Origin of the sequence: Stenotrophomonas sp. LST15-1-1.1, from assembly GCF_040815575.1 — a bacterium.
GTDB lineage: Bacteria > Pseudomonadota > Gammaproteobacteria > Xanthomonadales > Xanthomonadaceae > Stenotrophomonas > Stenotrophomonas lactitubi_B.
The window spans coordinates 232,206-253,665 of sequence record NZ_JBFPNJ010000001.1; the positions used below are offsets into that span (position 1 = coordinate 232,206).

The 21,460-nt window shown below is 67.6% G+C and carries 19 protein-coding genes; 11 read left to right on the forward strand and 8 right to left on the reverse strand.

Going from position 1 to position 21,460, the window contains the following annotated elements; all coding sequences use genetic code 11:
• The first annotated feature begins 30 nt into the window (after positions 1 to 30).
• The gene (locus tag MRBLST15_RS01140) at positions 31 to 732 is read left to right on the forward strand and encodes an ankyrin repeat domain-containing protein (RefSeq protein ID WP_367784754.1); all 702 of its coding nucleotides are present in this window, start codon (positions 31 to 33) and stop codon (positions 730 to 732) included.
• A gap of 48 nt (positions 733 to 780) precedes the next feature.
• Positions 781 to 2,229, forward strand: a complete 1,449-nt coding sequence (locus MRBLST15_RS01145) for an amidohydrolase family protein (protein ID WP_367784756.1) — start codon at positions 781 to 783, stop codon at positions 2,227 to 2,229.
• 32 nt (positions 2,230 to 2,261) lie between these two features.
• On the opposite strand, the gene MRBLST15_RS01150 is transcribed toward MRBLST15_RS01145, so the two are convergent.
• Entirely contained in the window at positions 2,262 to 3,191 is a 930-nt protein-coding gene (locus MRBLST15_RS01150) for a LysR family transcriptional regulator (protein ID WP_367784758.1), read from the reverse strand.
• Between the two features lie 54 nt (positions 3,192 to 3,245).
• On the opposite strand from MRBLST15_RS01150, the gene MRBLST15_RS01155 reads away from it, so the two are divergent.
• Positions 3,246 to 4,481: an MFS transporter gene (locus MRBLST15_RS01155; RefSeq protein ID WP_367785519.1), complete on the forward strand. Its 1,236-nt coding sequence runs from the start codon at positions 3,246 to 3,248 to the stop codon at positions 4,479 to 4,481.
• 537 nt (positions 4,482 to 5,018) lie between these two features.
• On the opposite strand, the gene MRBLST15_RS01160 is transcribed toward MRBLST15_RS01155, so the two are convergent.
• On the reverse strand, positions 5,019 to 5,672 hold the full coding sequence (locus MRBLST15_RS01160) for a response regulator (protein ID WP_165377408.1): 654 nt from the start codon (positions 5,670 to 5,672) through the stop codon (positions 5,019 to 5,021).
• On the reverse strand, positions 5,665 to 8,697 hold the full coding sequence (locus MRBLST15_RS01165) for a sensor histidine kinase (RefSeq protein ID WP_367784761.1): 3,033 nt from the start codon (positions 8,695 to 8,697) through the stop codon (positions 5,665 to 5,667). Before MRBLST15_RS01165 ends, MRBLST15_RS01160 begins: the two co-directional genes overlap by 8 nt.
• Before the next feature lie 96 nt (positions 8,698 to 8,793).
• Between MRBLST15_RS01165 and MRBLST15_RS01170 the strand changes: the two genes are divergently transcribed.
• From MRBLST15_RS01170 to MRBLST15_RS01200, 7 genes are all read left to right on the forward strand, one after another.
• A complete protein-coding gene (locus MRBLST15_RS01170; protein ID WP_099818750.1) occupies positions 8,794 to 9,126 on the forward strand; it encodes a hypothetical protein in 333 nt (110 codons plus the stop codon).
• A 114-nt stretch (positions 9,127 to 9,240) separates the two neighbouring features.
• Positions 9,241 to 9,621 (forward strand): helix-turn-helix transcriptional regulator, encoded by a 381-nt coding sequence (locus MRBLST15_RS01175; RefSeq protein WP_312705894.1) that lies wholly within the window; start codon positions 9,241 to 9,243, stop codon positions 9,619 to 9,621.
• Positions 9,618 to 10,274 carry a hydrolase gene (locus tag MRBLST15_RS01180; protein ID WP_265953535.1) on the forward strand — a complete coding sequence of 219 codons (657 nt, stop codon included), beginning with the start codon at positions 9,618 to 9,620 and terminating at the stop codon, positions 10,272 to 10,274. The genes MRBLST15_RS01175 and MRBLST15_RS01180 overlap by 4 nt, the downstream gene beginning before the upstream one ends.
• A gap of 2 nt (positions 10,275 to 10,276) precedes the next feature.
• Entirely contained in the window at positions 10,277 to 10,702 is a 426-nt protein-coding gene (locus MRBLST15_RS01185; protein WP_180167332.1) for a DoxX family protein, read from the forward strand.
• Between the two features lie 119 nt (positions 10,703 to 10,821).
• Positions 10,822 to 12,669 carry an amidohydrolase gene (locus MRBLST15_RS01190; protein ID WP_265953564.1) on the forward strand — a complete coding sequence of 616 codons (1,848 nt, stop codon included), beginning with the start codon at positions 10,822 to 10,824 and terminating at the stop codon, positions 12,667 to 12,669.
• The gene (locus MRBLST15_RS01195) at positions 12,648 to 13,931 is read left to right on the forward strand and encodes an alginate export family protein (RefSeq protein ID WP_367784765.1); all 1,284 of its coding nucleotides are present in this window, start codon (positions 12,648 to 12,650) and stop codon (positions 13,929 to 13,931) included. The genes MRBLST15_RS01190 and MRBLST15_RS01195 overlap by 22 nt, the downstream gene beginning before the upstream one ends.
• Complete coding sequence (locus tag MRBLST15_RS01200) at positions 13,925 to 15,571, forward strand: MFS transporter (protein WP_265953539.1); 1,647 nt, start codon at positions 13,925 to 13,927, stop codon at positions 15,569 to 15,571. Before MRBLST15_RS01195 ends, MRBLST15_RS01200 begins: the two co-directional genes overlap by 7 nt.
• Positions 15,572 to 15,694: 123 nt before the next feature.
• Here the strand turns inward: MRBLST15_RS01200 and MRBLST15_RS01205 are convergent, their stop codons facing one another.
• Positions 15,695 to 16,519: an alpha/beta fold hydrolase gene (locus MRBLST15_RS01205; protein WP_367784767.1), complete on the reverse strand. Its 825-nt coding sequence runs from the start codon at positions 16,517 to 16,519 to the stop codon at positions 15,695 to 15,697.
• 192 nt (positions 16,520 to 16,711) lie between these two features.
• On the opposite strand from MRBLST15_RS01205, the gene MRBLST15_RS01210 reads away from it, so the two are divergent.
• A complete protein-coding gene (locus tag MRBLST15_RS01210) occupies positions 16,712 to 17,101 on the forward strand; it encodes a hypothetical protein (protein WP_312705889.1) in 390 nt (129 codons plus the stop codon).
• A 55-nt stretch (positions 17,102 to 17,156) separates the two neighbouring features.
• On the opposite strand, the gene MRBLST15_RS01215 is transcribed toward MRBLST15_RS01210, so the two are convergent.
• From MRBLST15_RS01215 to MRBLST15_RS01230, 4 genes are all read right to left on the reverse strand, one after another.
• Positions 17,157 to 17,861, reverse strand: a complete 705-nt coding sequence (locus MRBLST15_RS01215) for a DUF2968 domain-containing protein (protein WP_088100167.1) — start codon at positions 17,859 to 17,861, stop codon at positions 17,157 to 17,159.
• Positions 17,862 to 17,961: 100 nt separating this feature from the next.
• Positions 17,962 to 20,115, reverse strand: coding sequence for a TadG family pilus assembly protein (locus tag MRBLST15_RS01220; RefSeq protein WP_367784770.1), 2,154 nt, complete (start codon positions 20,113 to 20,115; stop codon positions 17,962 to 17,964).
• Between the two features lie 8 nt (positions 20,116 to 20,123).
• Positions 20,124 to 20,579 carry a DUF3613 domain-containing protein gene (locus tag MRBLST15_RS01225; RefSeq protein WP_265953550.1) on the reverse strand — a complete coding sequence of 152 codons (456 nt, stop codon included), beginning with the start codon at positions 20,577 to 20,579 and terminating at the stop codon, positions 20,124 to 20,126.
• Complete coding sequence (locus tag MRBLST15_RS01230; RefSeq protein WP_367784772.1) at positions 20,576 to 21,460, reverse strand: Flp pilus assembly protein TadD; 885 nt, start codon at positions 21,458 to 21,460, stop codon at positions 20,576 to 20,578. The genes MRBLST15_RS01225 and MRBLST15_RS01230 overlap by 4 nt, the downstream gene beginning before the upstream one ends.

Genomic DNA, 21,460 nt, shown 5'->3' on the forward strand with positions numbered 1-21,460 from the left:
CCGGCGCCATCGCGCATGAGGAGAGTCACGATGCACCACCCTCGCTCCCGGCAGCGTCGTTCGGCAGTGGCTCGCATGCTGTTGCTGTGCCTGCTGGTCATGGTGATTCCAGCGTGCACGGCGACTTCCAGCAGCGATGCCGATGCGCAGTTGCGTGATGCCGCCAGCCGCGGCGATGTCGAGGCCGTGCGCGAGGCGTTGGACGCGGGTGCCGATCTGGAGGCGCGTGACGGCCAGGGCCGCACGGCCCTGCTGCTGGCCACCCACGGCAACAACGTGGACGTGGCGCGTGAGCTGATCGAGGCCGGCGCCGACGTCAATGCCAAGGACGCGATGCAGGACAGCGCCTACCTGTTCGCCGGCGCGCGCGGCCTGGACGAGATCCTGGCGCTGACGCTCGCGCACGGCGCAGACCTGCGCAGCACCAACCGCTACGGCGGTACCGCGCTGATTCCCGCGGCCGAGCGCGGGCATGTTGCCACCGTGCGCACGCTGCTGCGCGCCGGCGTAGCGGTGGACCATGTCAATCGCCTGCACTGGACTGCGCTGCTGGAGGCGATCCTGCTCGGCGACGGCGGCGCGCGCCACGTGCAGATCGTGCAGCTGCTGCTGGAGGCCGGTGCCAACCCCGAGCTTGCCGATGGCGAAGGCGTAACGCCGCTGGCACACGCCCGGCAACGCGGCTACGCCAACATCGAAACCCTGCTGCGCCAACACGGCGCGACGCGCTGACCCCCCCCCTTCCACCCGCACGCTGCCGTGCCCACCAGGATGCTCTCCATGTTCCGTTCCCGTCCGTTGTCCCTCGCCATCCTTCTTGCCGTTGCACCGCTGTCGGCGTCTGCCGCCGAACGCGCCGATCTGCTGATCCGCAACGCCACGGTGGTCGATGTCGAGCACGCACGCAGCGTGCCCGGGCAGAGCGTGGTCATCCGTGGCGAGGACATCGTTGCGGTCGGTCCCGATGCGCAGGTGCGCAGCCAGTGGAGTACCAGCCGCCAGATCGACGCCAAGGGCAAGTATCTGATTCCGGGCCTGTGGGACATGCACGTGCACTTCGGCGGCGGCCCGGCGCTGGTGGAAGAGAACAAGGCGCTGCTGCCGCTGTACATCGCCCACGGCATCACCACGATCCGTGACTGCTCCGGCGATCTGCCGCAGCAGGTACTGCAGTGGCGCGGCGAAATCGCCAACGGCACGCTGTTCGGTCCGCGCCTGCTGACGTCGGGTGCGAAGATCGAAGGCATCAAGCCGGTCTGGAAGGGCACGATCGAGGTGGGCAGCAAGGCCGACGCGGACAAGGCGATCGAGCGCCTGCAGCACGACAAGGTCGACTTCGTGAAGATCACCGACAGCACGCTGACCCCGGAGCTGTTCCTGTACTCGGCCAGCGCCGCCCGCAAGGCCGGTTTCAAGGCGTCAGGCCATATTCCGATGGCGTTGACGGTGGAACAGGCAGTGGACGCAGGCCTGGCCTCGATCGAACACTTGGACTATGCCTTCAAGGCGGGCAGCAAGGATGAAGCGCGGATCGCCGCCGATTTCGGCGCCGGGCGCATCGACCGCGCCGAGGCCAACCGCCGGCTCGACGCCAGCTTCGATCGCGAAACCGCGCTGCATGCCTATCGTGATTTCGCCAAGCGCGGCGTATTCGTGACGCCCACGCTCAACGGCGGCCGTATCCTCGACTTCCTCGACCAGGACGACCACGCCAACGACCCATATCTGGCTTACATCGGCCCGGGCCTGCGTGCGACCTATACCTGGCGCGTGGAGCGCGCGGCCAAGGCGACGCCCGCGCAGATCGAGGCGCGCCATGCGCAGTACCACCAGGTGGCCGCAGTGCTGCCGTTGTTGCAGGAAGCGGGGGTGACGATCATCGCCGGCACCGATGCGGGCTTCCTCAATTCGTTCAACTACCCGGGTATCGGCCTGCATCAGGAGTTGCAGCTGTTCGTGAAGGAAGGCCTGAGCGCACCGCAGGCGCTGTCCGCCGCGACCCGCTCCGGCCCGTCCTGGTTCGGCCAGATGCAGCGCTATGGCGGAGTCGCCACGGGCAAGGCGGCCGATCTGGTGCTGCTGACGGCCAATCCGCTGCAGGACATCGCCGCGACCGAAAAGATCGACAGCGTGATCCTGCGCGGCGATGTGTACGATCGCGCGGCGCTGGACAGGATGCTGGCCGACACCAAGGCCAAGGTCGCTGGCTGGAATGCCGCGGCGAAGTAGAACCACGCCCGCGTTGATGTCGCCGGCAGCGCCTAGCGTGGCGCCGGCCGCATGCCATGCAGTTGCGGCAGCGCGGCTTTCATCGCGTCGATGAAGGCGCGCAGGCGCAGGGGTTGCTGTCGTGCGGCAGGGAACACCAGATGCACCGGCAGCGGCGGTGCCTGCCAGTGCGGCAGCAGCTGCACCAATCGCCCCTCGGCCAGATCGTCGGCCACCAGCCAGGCCGAAACCACCGCCGCGCCCAATCCAGCACGTGCGGCCTGCTGCACCACGAACAGGTTGTCGCTGAGCAGGCGTGGCATGATGGACAGCGTGTGTGCGCGGCCTTGCGCGTCGTGCAGCAGCAGACGTTCACGGTAATAGGTGACCAGCGAGATCCATGGCAATGCCTGCGCCTGCTCGGGCGTGGTGATCGAGCCTGCATCGGCCAGCGAGGGTGCGGCCACCACGATGCGCGGTACTTCGGCCAGCGGCAGGGCGACCATGCGCGGTTCGTCGACCGTGCCGACCCGCACCGCGCAGTCGATGCCTTCGGCGATGAAGTCCGGACGGCGGTCCTCAAGGATCCACTCCAGGCTCAACTGTGGATGCTGGGCCAGGAAATCGAGCATGGTGGGCAGCAGCTGCGCCTGGCCGAATGCATGCGGCACCATCACCCGCAGGCGTCCGCTGAGCATCTGGGCCTGGCCGTGCAGCTCGGCCTGCAGCGCTTCCCATTCGTCCACCACCCGCTGCGCATGGCGTTGGCAGCGCTGGCCGTCCTCGGTCAGCAGCAGGCCGTGGGTGGACCGTTGCAGCAGGCGCAGGCCCAGTTGCCGCTCCAGGGCCTGAAGCCGACGGCTGACGGTGGGCTGGGTGGTACCCAGTTGCAGGGCAGCAGCAGAAAGGCTGCCGCTGTCCACGATGCGCAGGAAAGTGCGCAGCAGGTCCAGGCGGTCGCCACCCAAAGCAAGATCGTTCATGCGCATGACGTATGACAAGTATGTAAGTGAGCCTACTACAGACGTGTCGCGAATATCGTCAAGCTACGCTCCACTTCTTTCCCGGATGCCCCCATGGCCACTCCCTCGCTCTCAACCAGCACCACTGCGCCCAGCGCTGCGCCCGCCCCATCATTGGTGCTGGCCATGGCCGCCGGCGCGGGCTTCTCGGTGGCCTCGCTCTATTACAGTCAGCCGATGCTGGGCTTGATCGCCCAGGATCTCGGTGCGGGCGAGCGTGCCGTGGGCCTGGTGCCGACCCTGACCCAGCTGGGTTATGCGCTGGGCATCCTGCTGCTGGCTCCGCTGGGCGACCGCTTCGACCGGCGCAACCTGATCCTGCTGAAGTCGGTGCTGTTGGCGTTGGCCCTGGGCGGGGCGGCTTTGGCCGGCCAGTTGCCGGGGCTGCTTGTTGCCAGCCTGCTGGTCGGGCTGATGGCCACGCTGGCGCAGGACATCGTGCCGGCCGCTGCGGTGCTGGCGCCGGATGCGCAGCGTGGGCAGGTGGTGGGCAGGGTAATGACCGGCCTGCTGCTGGGCATCCTGCTGTCGCGCGTGGTCAGCGGCGTGGTGGCCGAAGCCTGGGGCTGGCGCGTGCAGTTTGGCCTTGCTGCACTCTCGGTGCTGGCGATGGGCGCGGTGATGGCACGGGCACTGCCGCACTTCGCCGCGACCAGCACGTTGCGCTACCCCGCGCTGTTGGGCTCGTTGCTGGCGCTCTGGCGCGAGCAGCCGCAGTTGCGCCGCGCCGTGGCCAGCCAGTCCCTGCTGGCGGTGGGCTTCAGCGCGTTCTGGTCGACGCTGGCGCTGATGCTGCACGCACGCCTGGGTCTGGGCAGTGCCGCTGCGGGTGCGTTCGGCATTGCCGGTGCTGCGGGTGCATTGGCTGCGCCCGTTGCTGGCCGCTTCGCCGATCGCTTGGGCAGCCCTGCGGTAGCGCGGTTGGCGATCGCCGTCGCGCTGGCAGGCTTTGCCCTGTTGCTGGCCGAGTCATGGCTGCCGGCCGCCGCGCTGCTGCCGTTGCTGGTGGTCAGCGCGTTGCTGTTCGATTTCGGTTTCCAGTCGGCGCTGGTCGCGCACCAGACTCTGGTCTACGGTCTGGTGCCGCCGGCACGCAGTCGCCTCAACGCGCTGCTGTTCACCGGCATGTTCATCGGCATGGCCGGTGGCGGTGCATTGGGCAGCCTGGCGTTGGCGCAGTGGGGCTGGCAGGGCGTGGCGTGGCTGGCGACGATCTGTGCTGGTGGCAGCCTGCTGATTCGCCTGCGTTGAGGGTGTGTTCGGCAGGGCTGCGCCCTGCACCCGCCGAAACAACGGCAACGGCAACGGCAGAAGCTGGATTCCGTGGGAGGGCGGGGCGGTGTCGGATTGCGGGGACGCCGCAAGTACGTCCTTGTAGGCTTGGCAGCCGCATCCATGCGGCTGACACCCCGCAATCCGACACCGCCCCACCTTCGACAGTTTTCCGGTGTCTGACACATTCACGCCATGTGTGGATGAATCTCCATCGAAATCTAATATTTCGACAATTGAACGAAGAGCATCCACGCATGGCGTGGATCTACGTGTCGACCAAGGTCGACACCTACCAAGAGCAGGTCATGTCATCCGGGCAGATCGCGGAGATCTGTCGAAGGCGGGGTGGGTCCGGTTGCGGGGGTGTCCGCGGCATGGATGCCGCGGCCAAGCCTACAGGGACGTATTTACGGCGTCCCCCGCAACCGGACCCACCTCGCCATCCCACGGGCAGCCCGCTTTTGACGTTGACGTTGCTTCGGCGGGTGCCGGGCGCAGCCCGGCCGAACCCCCTCAATCCTGACCGGTGTCATCCAGGCTGATGATTCCGCGGCGCAGCGCCTGGGTGACCGCGTGGGTGCGGTCGCCGACGCCCAGCTTGTCCATCAGGCTTTTCATGTGCGCCTTCACCGTCTGCTCGGAAATCTGCATGCGTTCGCCGATGCGCTTGTTCGACAGGCCGCCCGCCACGTGGCGCAGCACTTCGGTTTCGCGCGGCGACAGCCGGTCTTCCACGACATGCGCGGCGATGCTGGCCGCCACCTCTGCCGGTATCGGTGCGCGGCGGCCGCTGGCCACGGTGCGGATGGTGTCCACCAGTTCGTGGCGCAGCGTGTCCTTCAGCAGATAGGCGCTGGCGCCGGCCTGGAGGGCTCGCACCGCACGCACATCACCGCGGTAGGTCGTCAGCACGATGATGCGTGCACGTGGATCAAGGGCGCGGATCCGCACGATCGCTTCCACGCCGTCCATGCGTGGCATCTGCAGGTCCATCAGCACCACATCCGGTTGCAGTTGCTGGTAGCGGGCCAGCGCCTCTTCGCCATCGGCCGCTTCGCCGAGCAGGCGCAGGTCCGTGTGCGTGCTCAGCAATGCCGCCAGGCCATCGCGCAGCAGGGGATGGTCATCAACCACCAGTACGCCGATGGGAGGAAGGGATTCAGTCATGGGTGGGTCTGCTCCAGGGCCGGCGCCAGCGCGATGGACGGCGGTGATACAGGCGGCGGGCCGGCACGGACAGCGCCACTTCGGTGCCCAGTCCCGGTCGGGTCCACAGCTGCAGTTCCGCGCCCAGCCGCTGTGCGCGCTCGCGCATGCCCTGCATGCCCCAGTGACCGCGGCCGGCATCCTCGTCGGCAATACCGACACCATCATCGCGTACGTGCAGCAGGAAGCAGCGGGTGCCGTAGGACAGCTCCACTTCGATGGCACTGGCCTGCGCATGTCGCAACGCGTTGCGGATGGCCTCGCGTCCGATCAGGAACACCTCTTCGGCAGCATCGGTCTGCAGGGGCGGAGGGCTGCCTTCCACGGTCAGGCGCAGCGGATTGGTGCCCTGGCCCGCGTATTCGGCGTGCACATCGGCCAGCGCCGAGGCGAGGTCGCGACCGGCAAACGGTCCTTCGCGTAGTGCGTTGACCCGTTCGCGGCCTTCGGCAAGATTCCGTTCGGCCAACTGCATCGCCGCCTCCAGCTGGGTGCGCACCGGCCCCGGTGTCTGCGCGGACTGGCTGATGGCGTGCAACCGCAGGATGAGCCCCTGGCTGCCCTGCAGCAGGGTGTCGTGCAGGTCGCGTGCGATGCGTTCGCGCTCGCCGTTGCGCTCCTGCAGGCGGGCGCGGAACAGCATCGCGAGCTGGCCGCTGCGGATGCGGATGGCCAACATCAGTACGGCCAGCACCAGCGTCACGCACAGCAACTTGAACCAGACGCTCTGCAGGAACGTGGGCGCGATCCGGAAGGTACGGATGGCTGGCGCGCGGCTCCAGATGCCGTCCTCATTGGCAGCCTCCACCTCGAAACGATAATGCCCCGGGGCCAGATTGGTGTAGTACGCGCGCGTGCTGCCGCCGGCGTCCTGCCATCCTTCGTCCACGCCGGACAGGCGGTAGCGGTAGCGGTTGCGCTCGGGCCGCGCCAGCGACAGCGCGACATAGTCGATCTGCAGCTGGGAGGTTCCGGCCGGCAGGCGCAATCCCTCCTGCAACGGCGTCTGGGTGGTGCCATACAGCACGTCGCCGATGCGCACCCCGGGCGCCATGGTGTTGATGTGCGGCTGCAGGGTGTCCAGCCACGCCAGCCCCTGATTGGTGGCCAGCCACAGCAGGCCGTCCGCGGCCAGTACGGCGGTCGGGATGGGGCCGCTTTGCAGAGCAATGCCTGGCATGCCATCGACGGCATCGAACAGGCGCGGAGCAACCGGCTGACCGTCGCGCAGTGCGCTGCGCAGGGTCGCGACTTCGAGCCGCACCAGGCCGCGGCTGCCGTTGAGCCAGAGCCGCCCCTGCGCATCGGCGACCATGCCGGTAATGCCTTCGAGGATACCGGTGGTGTTGGTGCGCACGGGCAGGAACCGGCCGTTGCCGACGCGCGCGGCCAGACCCGCCTCACCGGCAACCAGCAGCAGATCGTCATGCTGCAGCAGCGCGGTTATCGGGCCGACCGACAGCCCCTGTGCTGCGCCGAACGTACTGATCGATGCGGCATCCAAGCGGCGCAGCGTGCCGTCGGAATAGCCAAGCAACAGCGCGCCGTTGCTGGCACGCGCCAGCGACGAGCAGGCCTGTTCGGGCAGCCGTGTCTCCCGTCGCCAGCGGCTATCCGCGTACTGCAGCACCGCCTGCTCGCCGGCGCAGACCCAGGCCTGGTCATCGTCGGCAAACAGCAGGGCATGCAGCGGCTGGCCGGTGAATGGAGCGGGTAGTGGAATACGCGTGGTGTCGCCGCCGACCGTGCGTGCGAGGTTGATCCAGTCGAACTGCCAGATCGGGGTCGGCGCCCGCTGCGCGGCGGCCTGCAGCTGCGCTGCGCTTTCGGCAAGCAGCGGGCGCTGCAGGTCGAACAGCTTGAGGTCTTCGCCATAGCCGTATACGCGGCCGTCGCTACCGCGTACCAGCGAGCGGTAAGGATCGCTGGGGCCGACGGCCAGCGTCTGCACGCTGCGTGCGCGGAAGCGGTTGAGGCCGAGGTTGGTGCCGACCCACAGGTTGCCTTCGCGGTCAGCGATGACCGGCACCGCCGAGGTCGCGGTGAGGCCCTGTGGCGTGTCGAAGCGCTCGATGCGCACGGCACGCTGACCTTCGAAGGTGACGCGGGCGACGCCACCGTGCGGGCTCAGTGTGGCCCACAGTGCGCCGTCGGCAGTGAACTGTAGTCGCGCGGCTATCAGGTCCGGCATGCGCCGCGCTTCACGTTCGCTGGGGGGCAGCAGCCCCTGCGCGTTGGCCAGTGGTGAGGTGCCGCGGATGCGGTCGGCCAGCCAGATCTCGCCCTGCGGGCTTTCCACCAGGGACGCCATCTGCGAGACCGCGATGCCGGTGTTCTCAAATGCGGTCTTTCCCGCCGGGCGCTTCCAGATGCGCAGGTCGGCCAGCACCCAGAAGGTGCCGTGGCTGTCCTGCAGGAGCCATTGCACACGACGTTGTGGCACGCCTTCATCGGCGGCCGGCGCCTGCCAGCGTTGTCCGTCGAACCAGCGCAGGCCACCATTGACTGCTGCCCACAGGCGTCCGTTGTGGTCATGCGCGAAGCGCGGGACCACGCCCACCGGCACGCCCTGCGCTCGCCCGAAACTGCGCAGCCGCTGCGGCGAGAACTGGCTGATGCCCGCCTGGAAATAGCCGATCCACAGGCCGTCGCCCTCGCCGTCGAGGCCGAGCGTGACCATGTTGGTGGAGGGGAAGCTGGCCCCGGCCGGCGCCGCCTGGCGTTCGAAACGACGACCGTCGAAGCGGTACAGGCCCGAGCCGGTCGCCAGCCACAGCATGCCCTCACGATCCTGGGCGATGTCCCAGATATCGCCGGGCGCCCCTTGGCCCACCCGCCACGCGGTGTGCTGGTAGCCGGGCATGCCGTCGCTGATCACCGGATGCTGTGCAGCGAGCACGGGCAGGGCGATCCACAACAGCAGGCACGACAGCAGCGCCGGCAGGCGACGCGGGAGAGGGAAGATGTGGCCACGCATGAAGCGCATTCTGGCAGGTGCGGGGCAGGCGCAGGTGACCCGAATGGGGTAGGCGTGATGCAGCGGGGTCGGCTATCACGCCGACATGGATGATGGAGGCCGGCGATGCAGCGCTTGTATGTGATGTTTCCCGATCGCGGCCCGGGCCTGGGATTGCTGTGGCTGAGAATGTGCGTGGCCAGCGCGCTGTTGCTGCCAGGTACCGCTGCAGGTGGGTCGTGGTGGCTGTGCCTGGCGGCAACGGGCTTGCTGTTGCCTGGCCTGCTGACGCCGCTGGCGGTTGCGCTGGCGGTGCCGGGGCTCTACTGGCAGGGCGCGGCGTTGCCATGGTCGCTGCTGCCTTTGGCCTTGTTGCTGCTGGGACCGGGCGCCTATTCGCTGGACGCGCGGCTGTTCGGCCGCCGACGCCTGCGACGGCCGCCTCCCCCGATCGGGTGAGTGTTGACCTCGACCGTTGGGGGTAGGGCGCCGACGGGCGGCGCCGCACCATGGGCCACCCCCGCTGCGCGTCCGAGCATGGCTACCGTTCTTTCGCCCGCCCAGCCCACGCCCATGCTGGCGCCCCAGCAGTCGGCCGCCCTGCAGCGTGCGCTGCGCTACATCGATGAGCACCTGTCGCAGCCGCTGCGGGTCACCGAGCTGGCCGAGGTCGCCTGCGTCAGCCGTTTCCATCTGGTGCGCCTGTTCCGCAGTGGCACCGGTATCAGCCCGCTGCGTTACGTGCGTCGACGGCGCATTGAACGCGCGCGGCAGCTGCTGGCGACCCACGGGCAGTCGATGACCTGCCTGGCCCAGCATCTGGGTTTTTTCGACCAGAGCCATTTCGTTCGCAGCTTCCGCGCCGAGACCGGCTGCAGCCCCGGCCAGTATCTGGCCGGCGATGCGGCGCTCGCGCTTCCCCTTGTTGTTTCCTCCACTGGAGTCCACCCATGAGCCTCGCCACCGCCACCCCCGCCAACGCACTGCTGTCACCCACCGACCACGCCCTGATCCTGATCGACTACCAGTCGCAGATGGCGTTCGCCACCCACACCATCGACATCTCCGCGCTGCGCAACAACGTGTCGTTGATCAGCAAGGGCGCAAAGGGCTTCAACGTGCCGGTGCTGCTGACCACGGTGGCCGAGAAGTCGTTCTCCGGCCCGATGTTCCCGGAGCTGCCGGCGATCTTCCCGGGCCAGACGGTGTTCGATCGCACCTCGATGAACACCTGGGAAGACCAGCCGGTGATCGATGAGGTGAACCGTATCGGCAAGCGTCGGCTGGTGCTGGCCGGGCTGTGGACCAGCGTCTGCATCGTGGGCCCGACGCTGTCGGCGCTGGAGCAGGGGTTTGAGGTATACGTGATCACCGATGCCTGCGGCGATGTGAGCGAAGAGGCGCACGAACGCGCGATCACCCGCATGGTGCAGGCCGGTGCAGTGCCGATCACCAGCGTGCAGTACCTGCTGGAACTGCAGCGCGACTGGGCGCGCGGTGAAACCTACGACCTGACCACCGGCATCGCCCGCGACCATGCGGGCGGCTATGGCGTCGGCATCCAGTACGCCAAGACCATGTTCGGCGCGCAGGAAGGCGGGCACTGAGCGTGCGCGACGGCCATGGCCTTGACCTGGCCTTGCTGATCCTGCGGGTGGCGGCGGGAGGATTCCTGCTGCCGCACGCGCTGGGGAAACTGTTCGGCTGGTTCAACGGTCCTGGGCTGGCGGGTTTCGCCGGCGAACTGCGTGGCTTCGGCCTGCCTGCGGCGGCCCCGCTGCCACTGCTGCTGGCGCTGCTGCAGGTGGTGGCCGGCACTGCGGTGATGCTGGGCTGGCAGGCCCGGATCGCCGCGCTTGTCGCTGCTGCGTTCATCGCCTTCACCGCACTGCTGGCATTGCCCAAAGGCTGGTTCTGGATGCGCGGCGGTGCCGAGTATCCGTTGTTGTGGACGCTGGCATTGCTGGCCATCGCCCTGGCCGGGCCCGGTGCATGGGCGGTGGATGGGCTGGTTCTTTCTGGAGACATCGCATGAGCAACGACCCTCTCGATCCTGGCCGTCGCAACGTGGTATTGGCCACCGGTGCCGCGCTGGCGCTGGGACTGGCTGGCGGTACCGCCGCGGCCATCGAATCCCCTTCCAAGGAGCGCCGCATGAGCACGTTGGTCATTCGCAACGCACGCATCACCACCCTCGACCCGCAGCAACCGCATGCGCAGGCATTGGCCGTGCAGGAAGGTCGTATCGTCGCCGTCGGCAGCGATGAACAGATCATGCGCGACTGGGGCAGCGAAGCCACCCTCATCGATGCACAGGGACGGCGCCTGGTGCCGGGCCTCAATGACAGCCATACGCACCTGATCCGCGGCGGCTTGAACTACAACCTGGAACTGCGCTGGGACGGCCTGCGTTCGCTGGCCGATGCGATGGCGATGCTGAAGGCGCAGGTTGACCGCACGCCCGCGCCGCAGTGGGTGCGCGTGGTCGGTGGATTCACCGCGACCCAGTTCACCGAGAAGCGCCTGCCGACCCTGCAGGAACTGAACGACATCGCCCCGGATACGCCGGTGTTCCTGCTGCACCTGTACGACCGCGCGCTGCTCAACCGCGCCGCGCTGCGTGCCTGCGGCTATACCAAGGAAACGCCTGATCCGCCCGGTGGGCAGATCGTGCGCGATTCGCTGGGTAATCCCACCGGCCTGCTGCTGGCCAAGCCGAACGCACTGATCCTGTATGCGACGCTGGCCAAGGGGCCGAAACTGCCGATCGAATACCAGGCCAATTCAACCCGCCATTTCATGCGCGAGTTGAACCGCCTGGGCATCACCTCGGTGATCGACGCCGGCGGTGGCTTCCAGAACTACCCCGAGGACTACCAGGTCATCGAGCAGCTGCACCGCGACCAGCAGCTGACCGTGCGCATCGCCTACAACCTGTTCACCCAGAACAAGGGCCGCGAGGTCAGCGATTTCCGCGGCTGGAGCGAGATGCTGCAGCCGCGCCAGGGCGATGACCTGCTGCGCCACAACGGTGCCGGCGAGATGCTGGTGTTCTCCGCAGCCGATTTCGAACTGTTCAACGAGCCGCGCCCGGAGCTGCCGCCGGAGCTGGAGCCGGAACTGCACGACGTGGTCAAGCTGCTGGTGGAGAAGCGTTGGCCGTTCCGCATCCACGCGACCTACGACGAGAGCATCAGCCGCATCCTCGACGTCTACGAGCAGGTCAACCGCGAGGTGCCGTTCGATGGCCTGCACTGGTTCATCGACCACGCCGAGACCATCACCCCGCGCAACATCGAGCGTATCCGCGCATTGAACGGCGGCATCGCCGTGCAGCACCGTATGGCCTACCAGGGCGAGGCGTTCGTGCAGCGCTATGGCGTGCAGGCGGCGCGGCACACGCCACCGGTGAAGCGGATGCTGGCCGAGGGCGTGCCGGTCGGCGCCGGTACCGACGCCACCCGCGTGGCCAGCTACAACCCCTGGGTGGCGCTGTCGTGGCTGGTGACCGGGCGCACCGTCGGTGGCCTGGCCCTGTACGGTGATGAAAACCTGCTGGAACGTGAGCAGGCCTTGCGCTTGTGGACGCAGGGCAGTGCCTGGTTCTCCGGCGACGAAGCAGTGAAGGGCACGCTGAAGGCGGGCCAGCTGGCCGACTTCATTCTGTTGTCGGCGGACTTCTTCCGCGTCGATGAGCAGCAGATCGCCGACATCACCAGCCTGCTGACCGTGGTGGGTGGCCGCATCGTGCATGGCGACGGCGACTACGCCGGGTTGGCGCCGCAGCTGCCTCCAGCAATGCCGGACTGGTCGCCGGTGAACCGGTTCGGTGGCTACCACGTCGGCGGCGCCGCCACTGGCCTCGCGGCGGCCCACCATCATCATCACGGCGCAGCGTGCAGCACCCATGGTGCGCACGGACATGCGGCCCGCCATGCCGCGCCAACCGATGACCTGACCGCCTTCTGGGGCGCGATGGGATGTTCGTGCTTCGCGTTCTGACCCTGGCATCACTGGCATTGCCGTCGTTGGCACTGGCCTGCGACGGTGGCGCCTGTACCGCAGTTGGCGATGGCCAGTGGCAGTGGGATGCATCGCTGCGCCTGCGTGGCATGTACTACGACCCGACCCGGTTCGGCGTTGGTGGCGGCGAGGATGGCTACGGCCTGCTGCGTGCGCTGGCGTCGGCCACCTTCGCCCGCGATGACTGGCAGGCGAAGCTGCAGCTGGGTGCACATGCCGAGCGCGGCAAGGCCGGCGGTCCAGGTCGTACCGATCGCGGTGCGTTGGACGTACAGCAGGCGTACTGGCGCTGGGCTGCTGGTGGCATGCACGTGCAGCTGGGCAGGCAGGAAGCGGGCTATGGCAGCTCGCGCCTGCTGTCGGTGCGCGACGGGCCGAACATCCGCTTGGCGTTTGATGGTGCACGGGTAGGTTGGCAGGGCCGGCTGGGCGCGCTGGACCTGATGGCGCTGCGCCCGGTGGAGAACCGCGCGGGTGCGTTCGATGACCGCGGTGAGCGCGGTGCACACCTGATCGGCGTGTATGCCACGACGGCGAAGGGTGCAGGCAGCAGCCAGTGGGATCTCTATCTGCTGGACTATCGTCGCGAGGGCGCGCGCTTCGCCGCAGGCAGCGGTACCGAGCGGCGGCAGACCCTGGGCGCGCGCTGGTTCGGTCAGTCCGGTGCGCTGGACTGGAATACCGAAGTGGTGGTGCAGGGTGGTGAGCTGAAGGCCGTGACCGGCGATCTGGACATCCGCGCATGGACCCTGGCCACCGATACCGGCTGGCGCTGGGCAGAGCTGCCGTTGCAACCGCGCCTGGGCCTGAAAGCCGATATCGCCAGCGGCGATGCAGATCCGCGAGATGGCCGGCTCGGGACGTTCAATGCACTGTTTCCCAAATCCGCTTATTTCAGCGAAGCCAGCCTGTTGGCACCGGCCAACCTGATGGATCTGCAACCGACACTGGCGCTGCGCCTGCATGACGCGGTGACCACCGAACTGGGTGTACAGCTGGCCTGGAAGCAGCGGCGCGCCGATGCGGTCTACACCACGCCGGCACCGTTGGCTGCGCTGCCCGGCAGTACCGGTGGCGCACGCCGCATCGGCACCCAGTACAAATCCGAAACCCGCTGGCAGGTCAATGACCGCTGGCAATGGCAGCTGCAGCTGGCCTGGGTCGATGCGGGCCCTGCACTGAAGCAGGCCGGTGGCCGGGACACGCTGTTCGCCTCAATCGTTGGAGCATGGCAATGGTGAACGCATCCGCGTCACAACACTCCCCACAGGCCGATGGCGCCTGGTCGCCGCTGAAGATCCGCATGTTCCGTTCGATCTGGCTGGCGATCCTGGCCAGCAACATCGGTACCTGGGTCAACGACGTCGCCGCCGCCTGGGTGATGGCCGAACGCACCGGTTCGGCGTTGATGGTGGCACTGGTGCAGTCCGCCACCACCGTGCCGATCGTGCTGCTGGCGCTGGCGGCCGGCACCCTGGCCGACATCGTCGATCGCCGCAAGTACCTGCTGTTCACCCAGGGCTGGATGCTGCTGGTAGCGGCAGTGACGGCGATGCTTACGGCGATGGATCTGCTGACGCCACAGCTGCTGGTGCTGCTGACCTTCTGCATGGGCTGCGGCGCGGCGATGGCGATGCCGGCGCAGGCGGCGATCGTCTCCGAGCTGGTGCCGCAGCCGATGCTGGCCTCGGCAGTGGCACTCAATTCCATCGGCATCAACATCGCCCGTTCGATCGGCCCAGCCATCGGCGGCGTGATCGTGGCCCAGCTGGGTGCGGTATGGGCCTTCGGGTTCAACGCCATCACCTTTGCGGCAATGCTGTTCGTGGTGTGGGGCTGGAAGCGCGATCCAAAGGCGTCCAGCCTGCCTCCGGAGGGATTCGGTGCTGGCCTGAAGGCAGGCCTGCGCTATGCCAGCCGTGCCGGACGCCTGCAGGCGGTATTGATCAAATCGGCTGGTTTCTTCTTCTTTGCCGCAGCGATGAACGCGATGCTGCCGGTGGTGGTGCGCGGACAGATGCACGGTGGGGCAGGGCAGTATGGCGTGCTGCTGGGCTGCATCGGCATCGGTGCGGTGGGCGGCGCACTGCTGCTGCCGAAGCTGCGGGCGAAGCTCGACCGCGACCTGCTGGTGCTGCTGGCCACCTTGTCGCTGGCTGCAAGCCTGGCCGGCCTGGCCCTGACCCGCAGCTGGTACGTGTTGCCGCTCGTGATGCTGGTCAATGGCTTCGCCTGGATCACCGTACTGTCTTCGCTGCAGATTGCAGCACAGACCGCGGTGCCGGCCTGGGTGAGAGCGCGGGCGCTTGCCCTGTACATCATGGTGTTCTCGGCCGGCATGGCGGCCGGTGGCCTGAGCTGGGGCGCGCTGGCGCAGCGCACATCGCCGGAGCTGGCATTGCTGGTGGCCGCCGCAGGTGCGGTCATCGGCGGCCTGCTGGTATGGCGCGTGCGCATAGCCGGTGCCGAAGATCTGAACCTGAGCCCGGCCGGCCACTGGCCAGCGCCGGAGCTGTCGGTACCGGTGTCGAATGATCGTGGGCCGGTGCTGGTGACCATCGAATATCGCATCGATGCCGCCGATCGTGCCGCGTTCCAGGCGCAGATGCGCACGCTGGGGGCGATCCGTCGACGCGATGGCGCCGTGGTCTGGGGCGTGGTCGAGGATGTGGCGACCCCGGGCATCCATCTGGAATATTTCGTGGCGGCGTCGTGGTTGGAGCACCTGCGCCAGCATGAGCGCATCACCGCCGACGACAAGGCGATCCAGGAGGCGCTGCGCGCGCTGCACCGCGGTGAGCGTGCCCCGGTGGTGCGTCATTTCGTCGGCGGCCATGATCCGCTGCCGGCGGCGGCGCCACATCACCACAGCGACATCTGATGGCCCCGTGGTAGAGCCGGCCGCTGGCCGGCTGAACGCGGTTTCGAGCGGCGTTGATGCGGTTGCCGGCCAGCGGCCGGCACGACCGCAGGAGCGGCGGCGCCGGAGCGCCGCCGCGATACCTCATCTGCGTGCGAACGCCAGCAGGTCGGCGTTGAACTGATCTGCATGGGTAAGGGTGAGGCCGTGCGGCGCACCGGCATACACCTTCAGTTCGGCGTTCTTGATGATCTGCGAGGACAGCTTGGCCGAGGCGTCGAACGGCACGATCTGGTCGTCATCGCCGTGTACGACCAGGGCCGGCACGTCGATCTTCTTCAGGTCTTCGGTGTAGTCCACTTCCGAGAACTCGTGGATGCAGTCGTACTGGCCTTTCACGCCGCCCAGCATGCCCTGCAGCCAGAACGAATCACGCATGCCTTCGGTGACGCTGTTGCCATCACGATTGGCGCCGAAGAACGGCGTGGCCAGGTCCTTGAAGAACTGCGAACGGTCGCCGCCGGTGCCTTTGCGGATGCCGTCGAACACCTCCAGCGGCGTGCCGGCCGGATTGCCGGCGGTCTTCAGCATCAACGGCGGCACGGCGCCGACCAGCACCACCTTGGCCACGCGCGTGCTGCCATGGCGGCCGATGTAGTGGGCCACTTCGCCACCGCCGGTGGAATGGCCGACCAAGATCGCGTCCTTCACGTCCAGCGCATCCAGAACCGCAGCGAGGTCGTCGGCGTAGGTGTCCATGTTGTTGCCGTCCCAGGTCTGGCTGGAGCGGCCATGGCTGCGGCGATCATGGGCGATCACGCGGTAGCCGTTCTGGCCCATGAACAGCATCTGCGGGTCCCAGGCGTCGGACGACAACGGCCAGCCATGGGCGAATACGACAGGCTGGCCGGTGCCCCAGTCCTTGTAGAAGATGCGGGCGCCATCATTGACGGTCACGAAATTGCTCATTGGAGGTTCCTTGGCGGAAGGGAGGGAAGACGCCTGCGGGTTCGCCGGCGCCTGCGGCAGTACAGCGCACGATGCGCCGTGTGCATTGCACGGCTGTGGCGGATTGACGGGTTCGTTGCGCTGACGCGACTCGCTCTGGCGGCAGGCCGGTACTGATGGCAACCATGGTCATCGGACGCGCGAGGGCCAGTCATGAAGATGACGATATGGGGAGTGCTGCCTGGACTGCTGTTGGCGGCTGTCGCAATGGCGCAGACCAACGTCTACAAATGCACCGATGGTGATCAGCCGGTCTACCAGCAGACGCCCTGCCAGGGTCGGGCGGAGTGGCGCTGGGAAGTGCCTGCTGTGGAGTCGAGGGCGCGTGGGCCGACGCCTTCAGTCATACGACCTGCCCGCAGCGCAGCCACGCGGACGCCACGGCGCGGACGCGCTCAGGGCGCGCTGATATCGATCACGGCCGACCCGCAAGCCTGCGATCGGGCGCGCCAGCAGCAGGTGAAGACGCTGGCCAAGCCACGCAGGCTCGACTACCTGCAGCGCAGGCAGCTGGATGACGCGGTTCGCGAAGCCTGTCGTTGAGCACAGCGAAAAACGGCACCCGAAGGTGCCGTTCTGGTCTGCAGCCGGGTAAGCCTCAGCGGCCGTCGCTGGCGGCGGCCGGCGCGGCTGCTGCATCCGGCTTGGGCAGGCTCAGCTCCGGGTTGCCCTGTTCGGCCTGCAGGATCTGGATCCGGCGCTGCAGCGCATCGAGCTGGCTGTTGGTGCTCTGCACGTCGGTGCTCAGGCTGACCGCCTGCTGCTGGGCCTGCTGCAGCGCTGCACTGACCTGCGCCGACTGCGCCTGCTGCTGTTCCATTTCCTGCTGCAGGGTGCGCAGGCGTTCTTCGTTGTAGGCCACCAGGCGCTCGGTGTAGCGCTTGCCGGCTTCCAGCCGGGTGGTGTCGATGTAGACCTGCGCCAGCTGTTCGGACTGCTGCGCGAAGGTGCGGTAGACACGCTCGGCGTTGTCGACGGCATCGGTCTTGATCACCCGCCAGAAGTTCTTCTCCTGGAACAGGGCCACGTAGTAGGTCAGGGTATTGGCGTTGAACAGCAGGCTGGCGCCGTAGTTGCCGTTGTAGGTGGTACGCAGCTCGGTGAGCTGCTGCGCATCCATCAACTGCTTGAGTTCGTCGACGGTGTTGCGTACCACCGGTGCGGCCTTGGCCGGCTCGACGGTGGCAGTGCGATCGCCACGTGCGGCCAGCGCCGACGGCGCCACCACGATCATGGCCACGGCCAGCAGAGCTGCGCCGCGCGGATACCGGGCGAAGACGGTGCCCCCTGAAGTTTCTCGCATGTCTAGACCATCCACGGATGTAGTGTGGGTTGAGTTGAAAGTGGTTCCCCGCCGCGAGTCTAGCATGGGCACGGGCGCCGCCAACCCGCGCCCACGCGGGTCAGAAGACCAGCTGCGCCGAGCTGCACTGGATCGACTGCATGCTGACATCGGTGCGGCCCAGTTCCAGCCCGAGCAGGCTGGCCAGGGTGTTGGTCAACAGGGTGCCGACGCTGTTGAGCACCGGCTTGAGCGCGGCCAGTACCGGCCTCAGCAGCGCACACAGCAGGCCGCTGCAGGTCACGTTGTTGCCCGGGGTGGTTACCCCACCCCCGTTCTGACCGTCGAGGAATCCAGCGGGTGCGGTCTGGATGTACGCCGCCAGATTGTTGCGGATGCATCCGTTGTAATTGGCCAGGTTGCCAATGAGGCTGTCGCAGCGGTTGATCAGCAGGCCACCCAGCAGCGCACCTAGCGCACCATCCAGTACGCCCAGGCCCTGCCCGGTGACGGTCACCTTCAGACCTTCCCAGACCGAACCGTCGCGGTGGCAGGTCAGCAGGTTCAGCAGGCCGCAGGCATAGGGCACGCCATTGGTTACCGTCCAGTCGTTCAAGGGGTTCAGCTGTTGAGCGGGGTCGCCGTCACGTAGAAATGGAACGATCTTGTTGATGTCATAGCGCCCCCCCGTGGGATAGGCGGCCGCCAGGTAACGATCGGCCAGCGCCTTGGCCGTGTCGCTTGCGCTCATGCCCTTGGATGAGGGAGTCAGCATGCCCGACAGCACGCGCAGCAGTTCGTTGACCAGATCCGACACGGCGGTGCCGACGGCCAGCGGGTTGATCCGGGTCGAGCCGGTCTGGCCGGCGGCCAATGTCAGGCTCTGCGTGCTGGTCAGTGCCGGCAGGGTGATCCTGTCGTTGATCAAGGGCTGCCCCAGCAGCTTCAACAGCTGCTCGTTCTGCAGGGTCGCGTCACAGACGTTGCTCTTGGAGAAGCGATCGGCTGCGTTGACCTTGCCGACGCAGGCGCGCAGCACCGAGGAATCGACCTGGACGGTGGCCGTGGGAGGTGCCGCGCCACACTGGATGCTGGTCAATGTTCCCATCGCATTGGCCACATCCACGTGCAGCGGCAGATGCAGTCGGGTGCCGAGCAGGTTCAGCAGCGGACCGATCGCGAACAGGCGGTCGCTGTCGACGTCCACCATCAGCCGCACCTGCGCGTTGTAGGCGCGTGCGCCGACACCGCCGATGGCGATCGACGGCGGCTCCACTACGCCGGCCTTGACGTCGATGCCCAGCAGGTTCAGGCCCTGCACCTGCACGCCATTGCCATCGTTGGCAATGGAGATCGCGGCGGTGACGAGATCCAGCACGTTGACCCGTGATTCCAGCGCGCTGCCGATGGTGCCATCCGGTGAGATCACCTGCGCGAACAGGCCGCCGCCCCCGTTCTGGCTGCCCAGCAGAATATTGAGCTGGTTGATGTCCAGCCGGGTGCCGACCAGGTTGGACAACGCCTGCAGCTGTACGCCGACGGCGGTGTCACGGCCAACGACAGTCGCGGTGGCATTGACCAGCTGTGCCAGCGAGATGCGGTTGATCGACAGCAGCCGGTTGAAGTCGGCCACGCTGAGGTCGGCGGTGACCGGGATGCCCAGTGCGGCCAGCAACCCGGATGGAGTGATGGTCGCCTGCGCCAGGCCATCGTAGGACAAGACCGTCGCGTTGGTGACGTCCAGGCCGACCAGGCGAAGGGTCGCCATCAACGGTGAGTTGCCATTGGTGCGCAGCAGCTGCGAGCCCACTGCGAACACCGCGGTGGGTTCCGAGCGCTTGGCCACGGCATGCACGCGCAGGGTGGGCAACGTGCGGTTCTGGCCGAAGAATGGCAGCACGCCGCGTTCGGCAACGACGCGCACCGCGTTGCGTGGGTTGCTGGCGTCCACGCTTGGGCTGAAGTGGTCAGCCGTTCCGCGGGTGGCATTCCAGTTGCCACACTGGATCTGCACCTGGCCGCGGAAGCGGTTCTGCGACAGTGCGCTCTGCCGGGCAGCACTGTTGTCGGCATTGCTGGCGTTGCACAGGTCCAGCCGTTGTGCGCCTGCCAGCGCGGCAAGATCGACTACTTTCTGTGCATCGCGCTTGGCCCAGAACAGGAAGCCGATCTCGATCAGGCCGAGCATTGCCAGCAACGCGATCATCACCAGCATCATGGTGACCGACATGCCGCCGCGCGGGCGACTGAAGCTGATGTGGCGTGCTCGGTTCATGGCAGACCTCAGCGTCCGGACCGGGAGGATCCTGCAGACTTGGCGACGTCGGTTTCGAAGAACTGCGGGATGTCGTACTGGAAGCTCTTCAGGTAACGCGCGTAGCTGGATGTGGCCTGGTCGCCGAGGATCGGCAGGCGGGCACCGGCTACCTCGCCGGAGGCCTGCAGGCGGAACAGGCTGCGTGTGGTGTCGCCGATCTGTGAGGTATTGGGCCGCAGCTGCGTGCCGCCGAAATCAGGCCTGGCTGCAGGGACTGGCGGAGGCGGCGGAGCCTGTTCCGGCGATACGTCCACGGTGGCCAGCGGCTCGCTGTACAGGGGCGCGGCTGCCGGTGCGGGCGCCGCACCACCCAGCATCTGCCCGGTCAACGGCTGCTGCGGCGTCTGCGCCTGCACAACCGCAGCGAACGACAAGCCGGCAAGCGTTGGCAGCAGGCAGCGGATCAGTGGCGTCGAGGTCATGGCGTGTTCCCGGTGGGATGGTCGGTGGTGCCGAAGCGTTCCAGCATCGAGGGCGGCAGTCGTGGCGGCTCGCGTTGGTCGCGGCCATCGCGGCGGGGTTCGGCGGCCAGGCGCGGGCCCGTGGCGGCTTGGCTGGCAGTCGCCGCGGCAACGGGCCGCGTCGCCGCCGCCGCTGCAGCAGTGGCGGCTGCCTGGCGTTGCTGCAGCCGCGCGCGGATCTGCTGTGCCTGCTGTTCGACGCTGCGGCGCGTCTGCTCGCTGAAGCTCGCCTGCTGGGCCAATCGTTCGACGGTGGCCGTGTCGCCACGCAGCAGCGCCCACAAGGCCAGGTTTGCGGTGGCCTTGGCGTTGCCCGGCGACAGTTCCAGCGCCTTGGCCAGTGGCTCGCGTGCCTGTTCGAAGCGACCGGCGCGCAGCCGTGCATAGCCGAGGTCGCCCAGGTAGTCGGTGTTCAGGGGGTTCAACTGGGTGGCACGTGCGAGTGCCTGTTCGCCGCCGTCGTCATCATCACGGTGGGCGGCGATCAGGCCGATGCCATGCGCGGCGGCCGCGGCCTGTGGGCCGTTGCCGAGTTCGCGGTACAACACCAGCGCCGCATCGATCTGGCCGGTCTGGCGCAGTGCATCGGCCTGCAGCAGGCGCAGTGCCGGGGTATCGCCGTAGCGTTGGCGGAAGGCATCCACGTGCGCCAGAGAGGCGTACCAGGCGCCCTGCTGCTGCATGCGCTGGATCAGCTCCAGATAGGCGTTGCGGCTGTCCTGCGGGGCCGGCGTCGGCTCGGCCAGGCTCGGCGCACGCAGGTACTTCGGCGTGGTGGAGCTGCAGCCGGCAGCGGCGGCAACCAGGGCAAGCAACAGGCAGGCGGGGCGCAGGACAGGCAT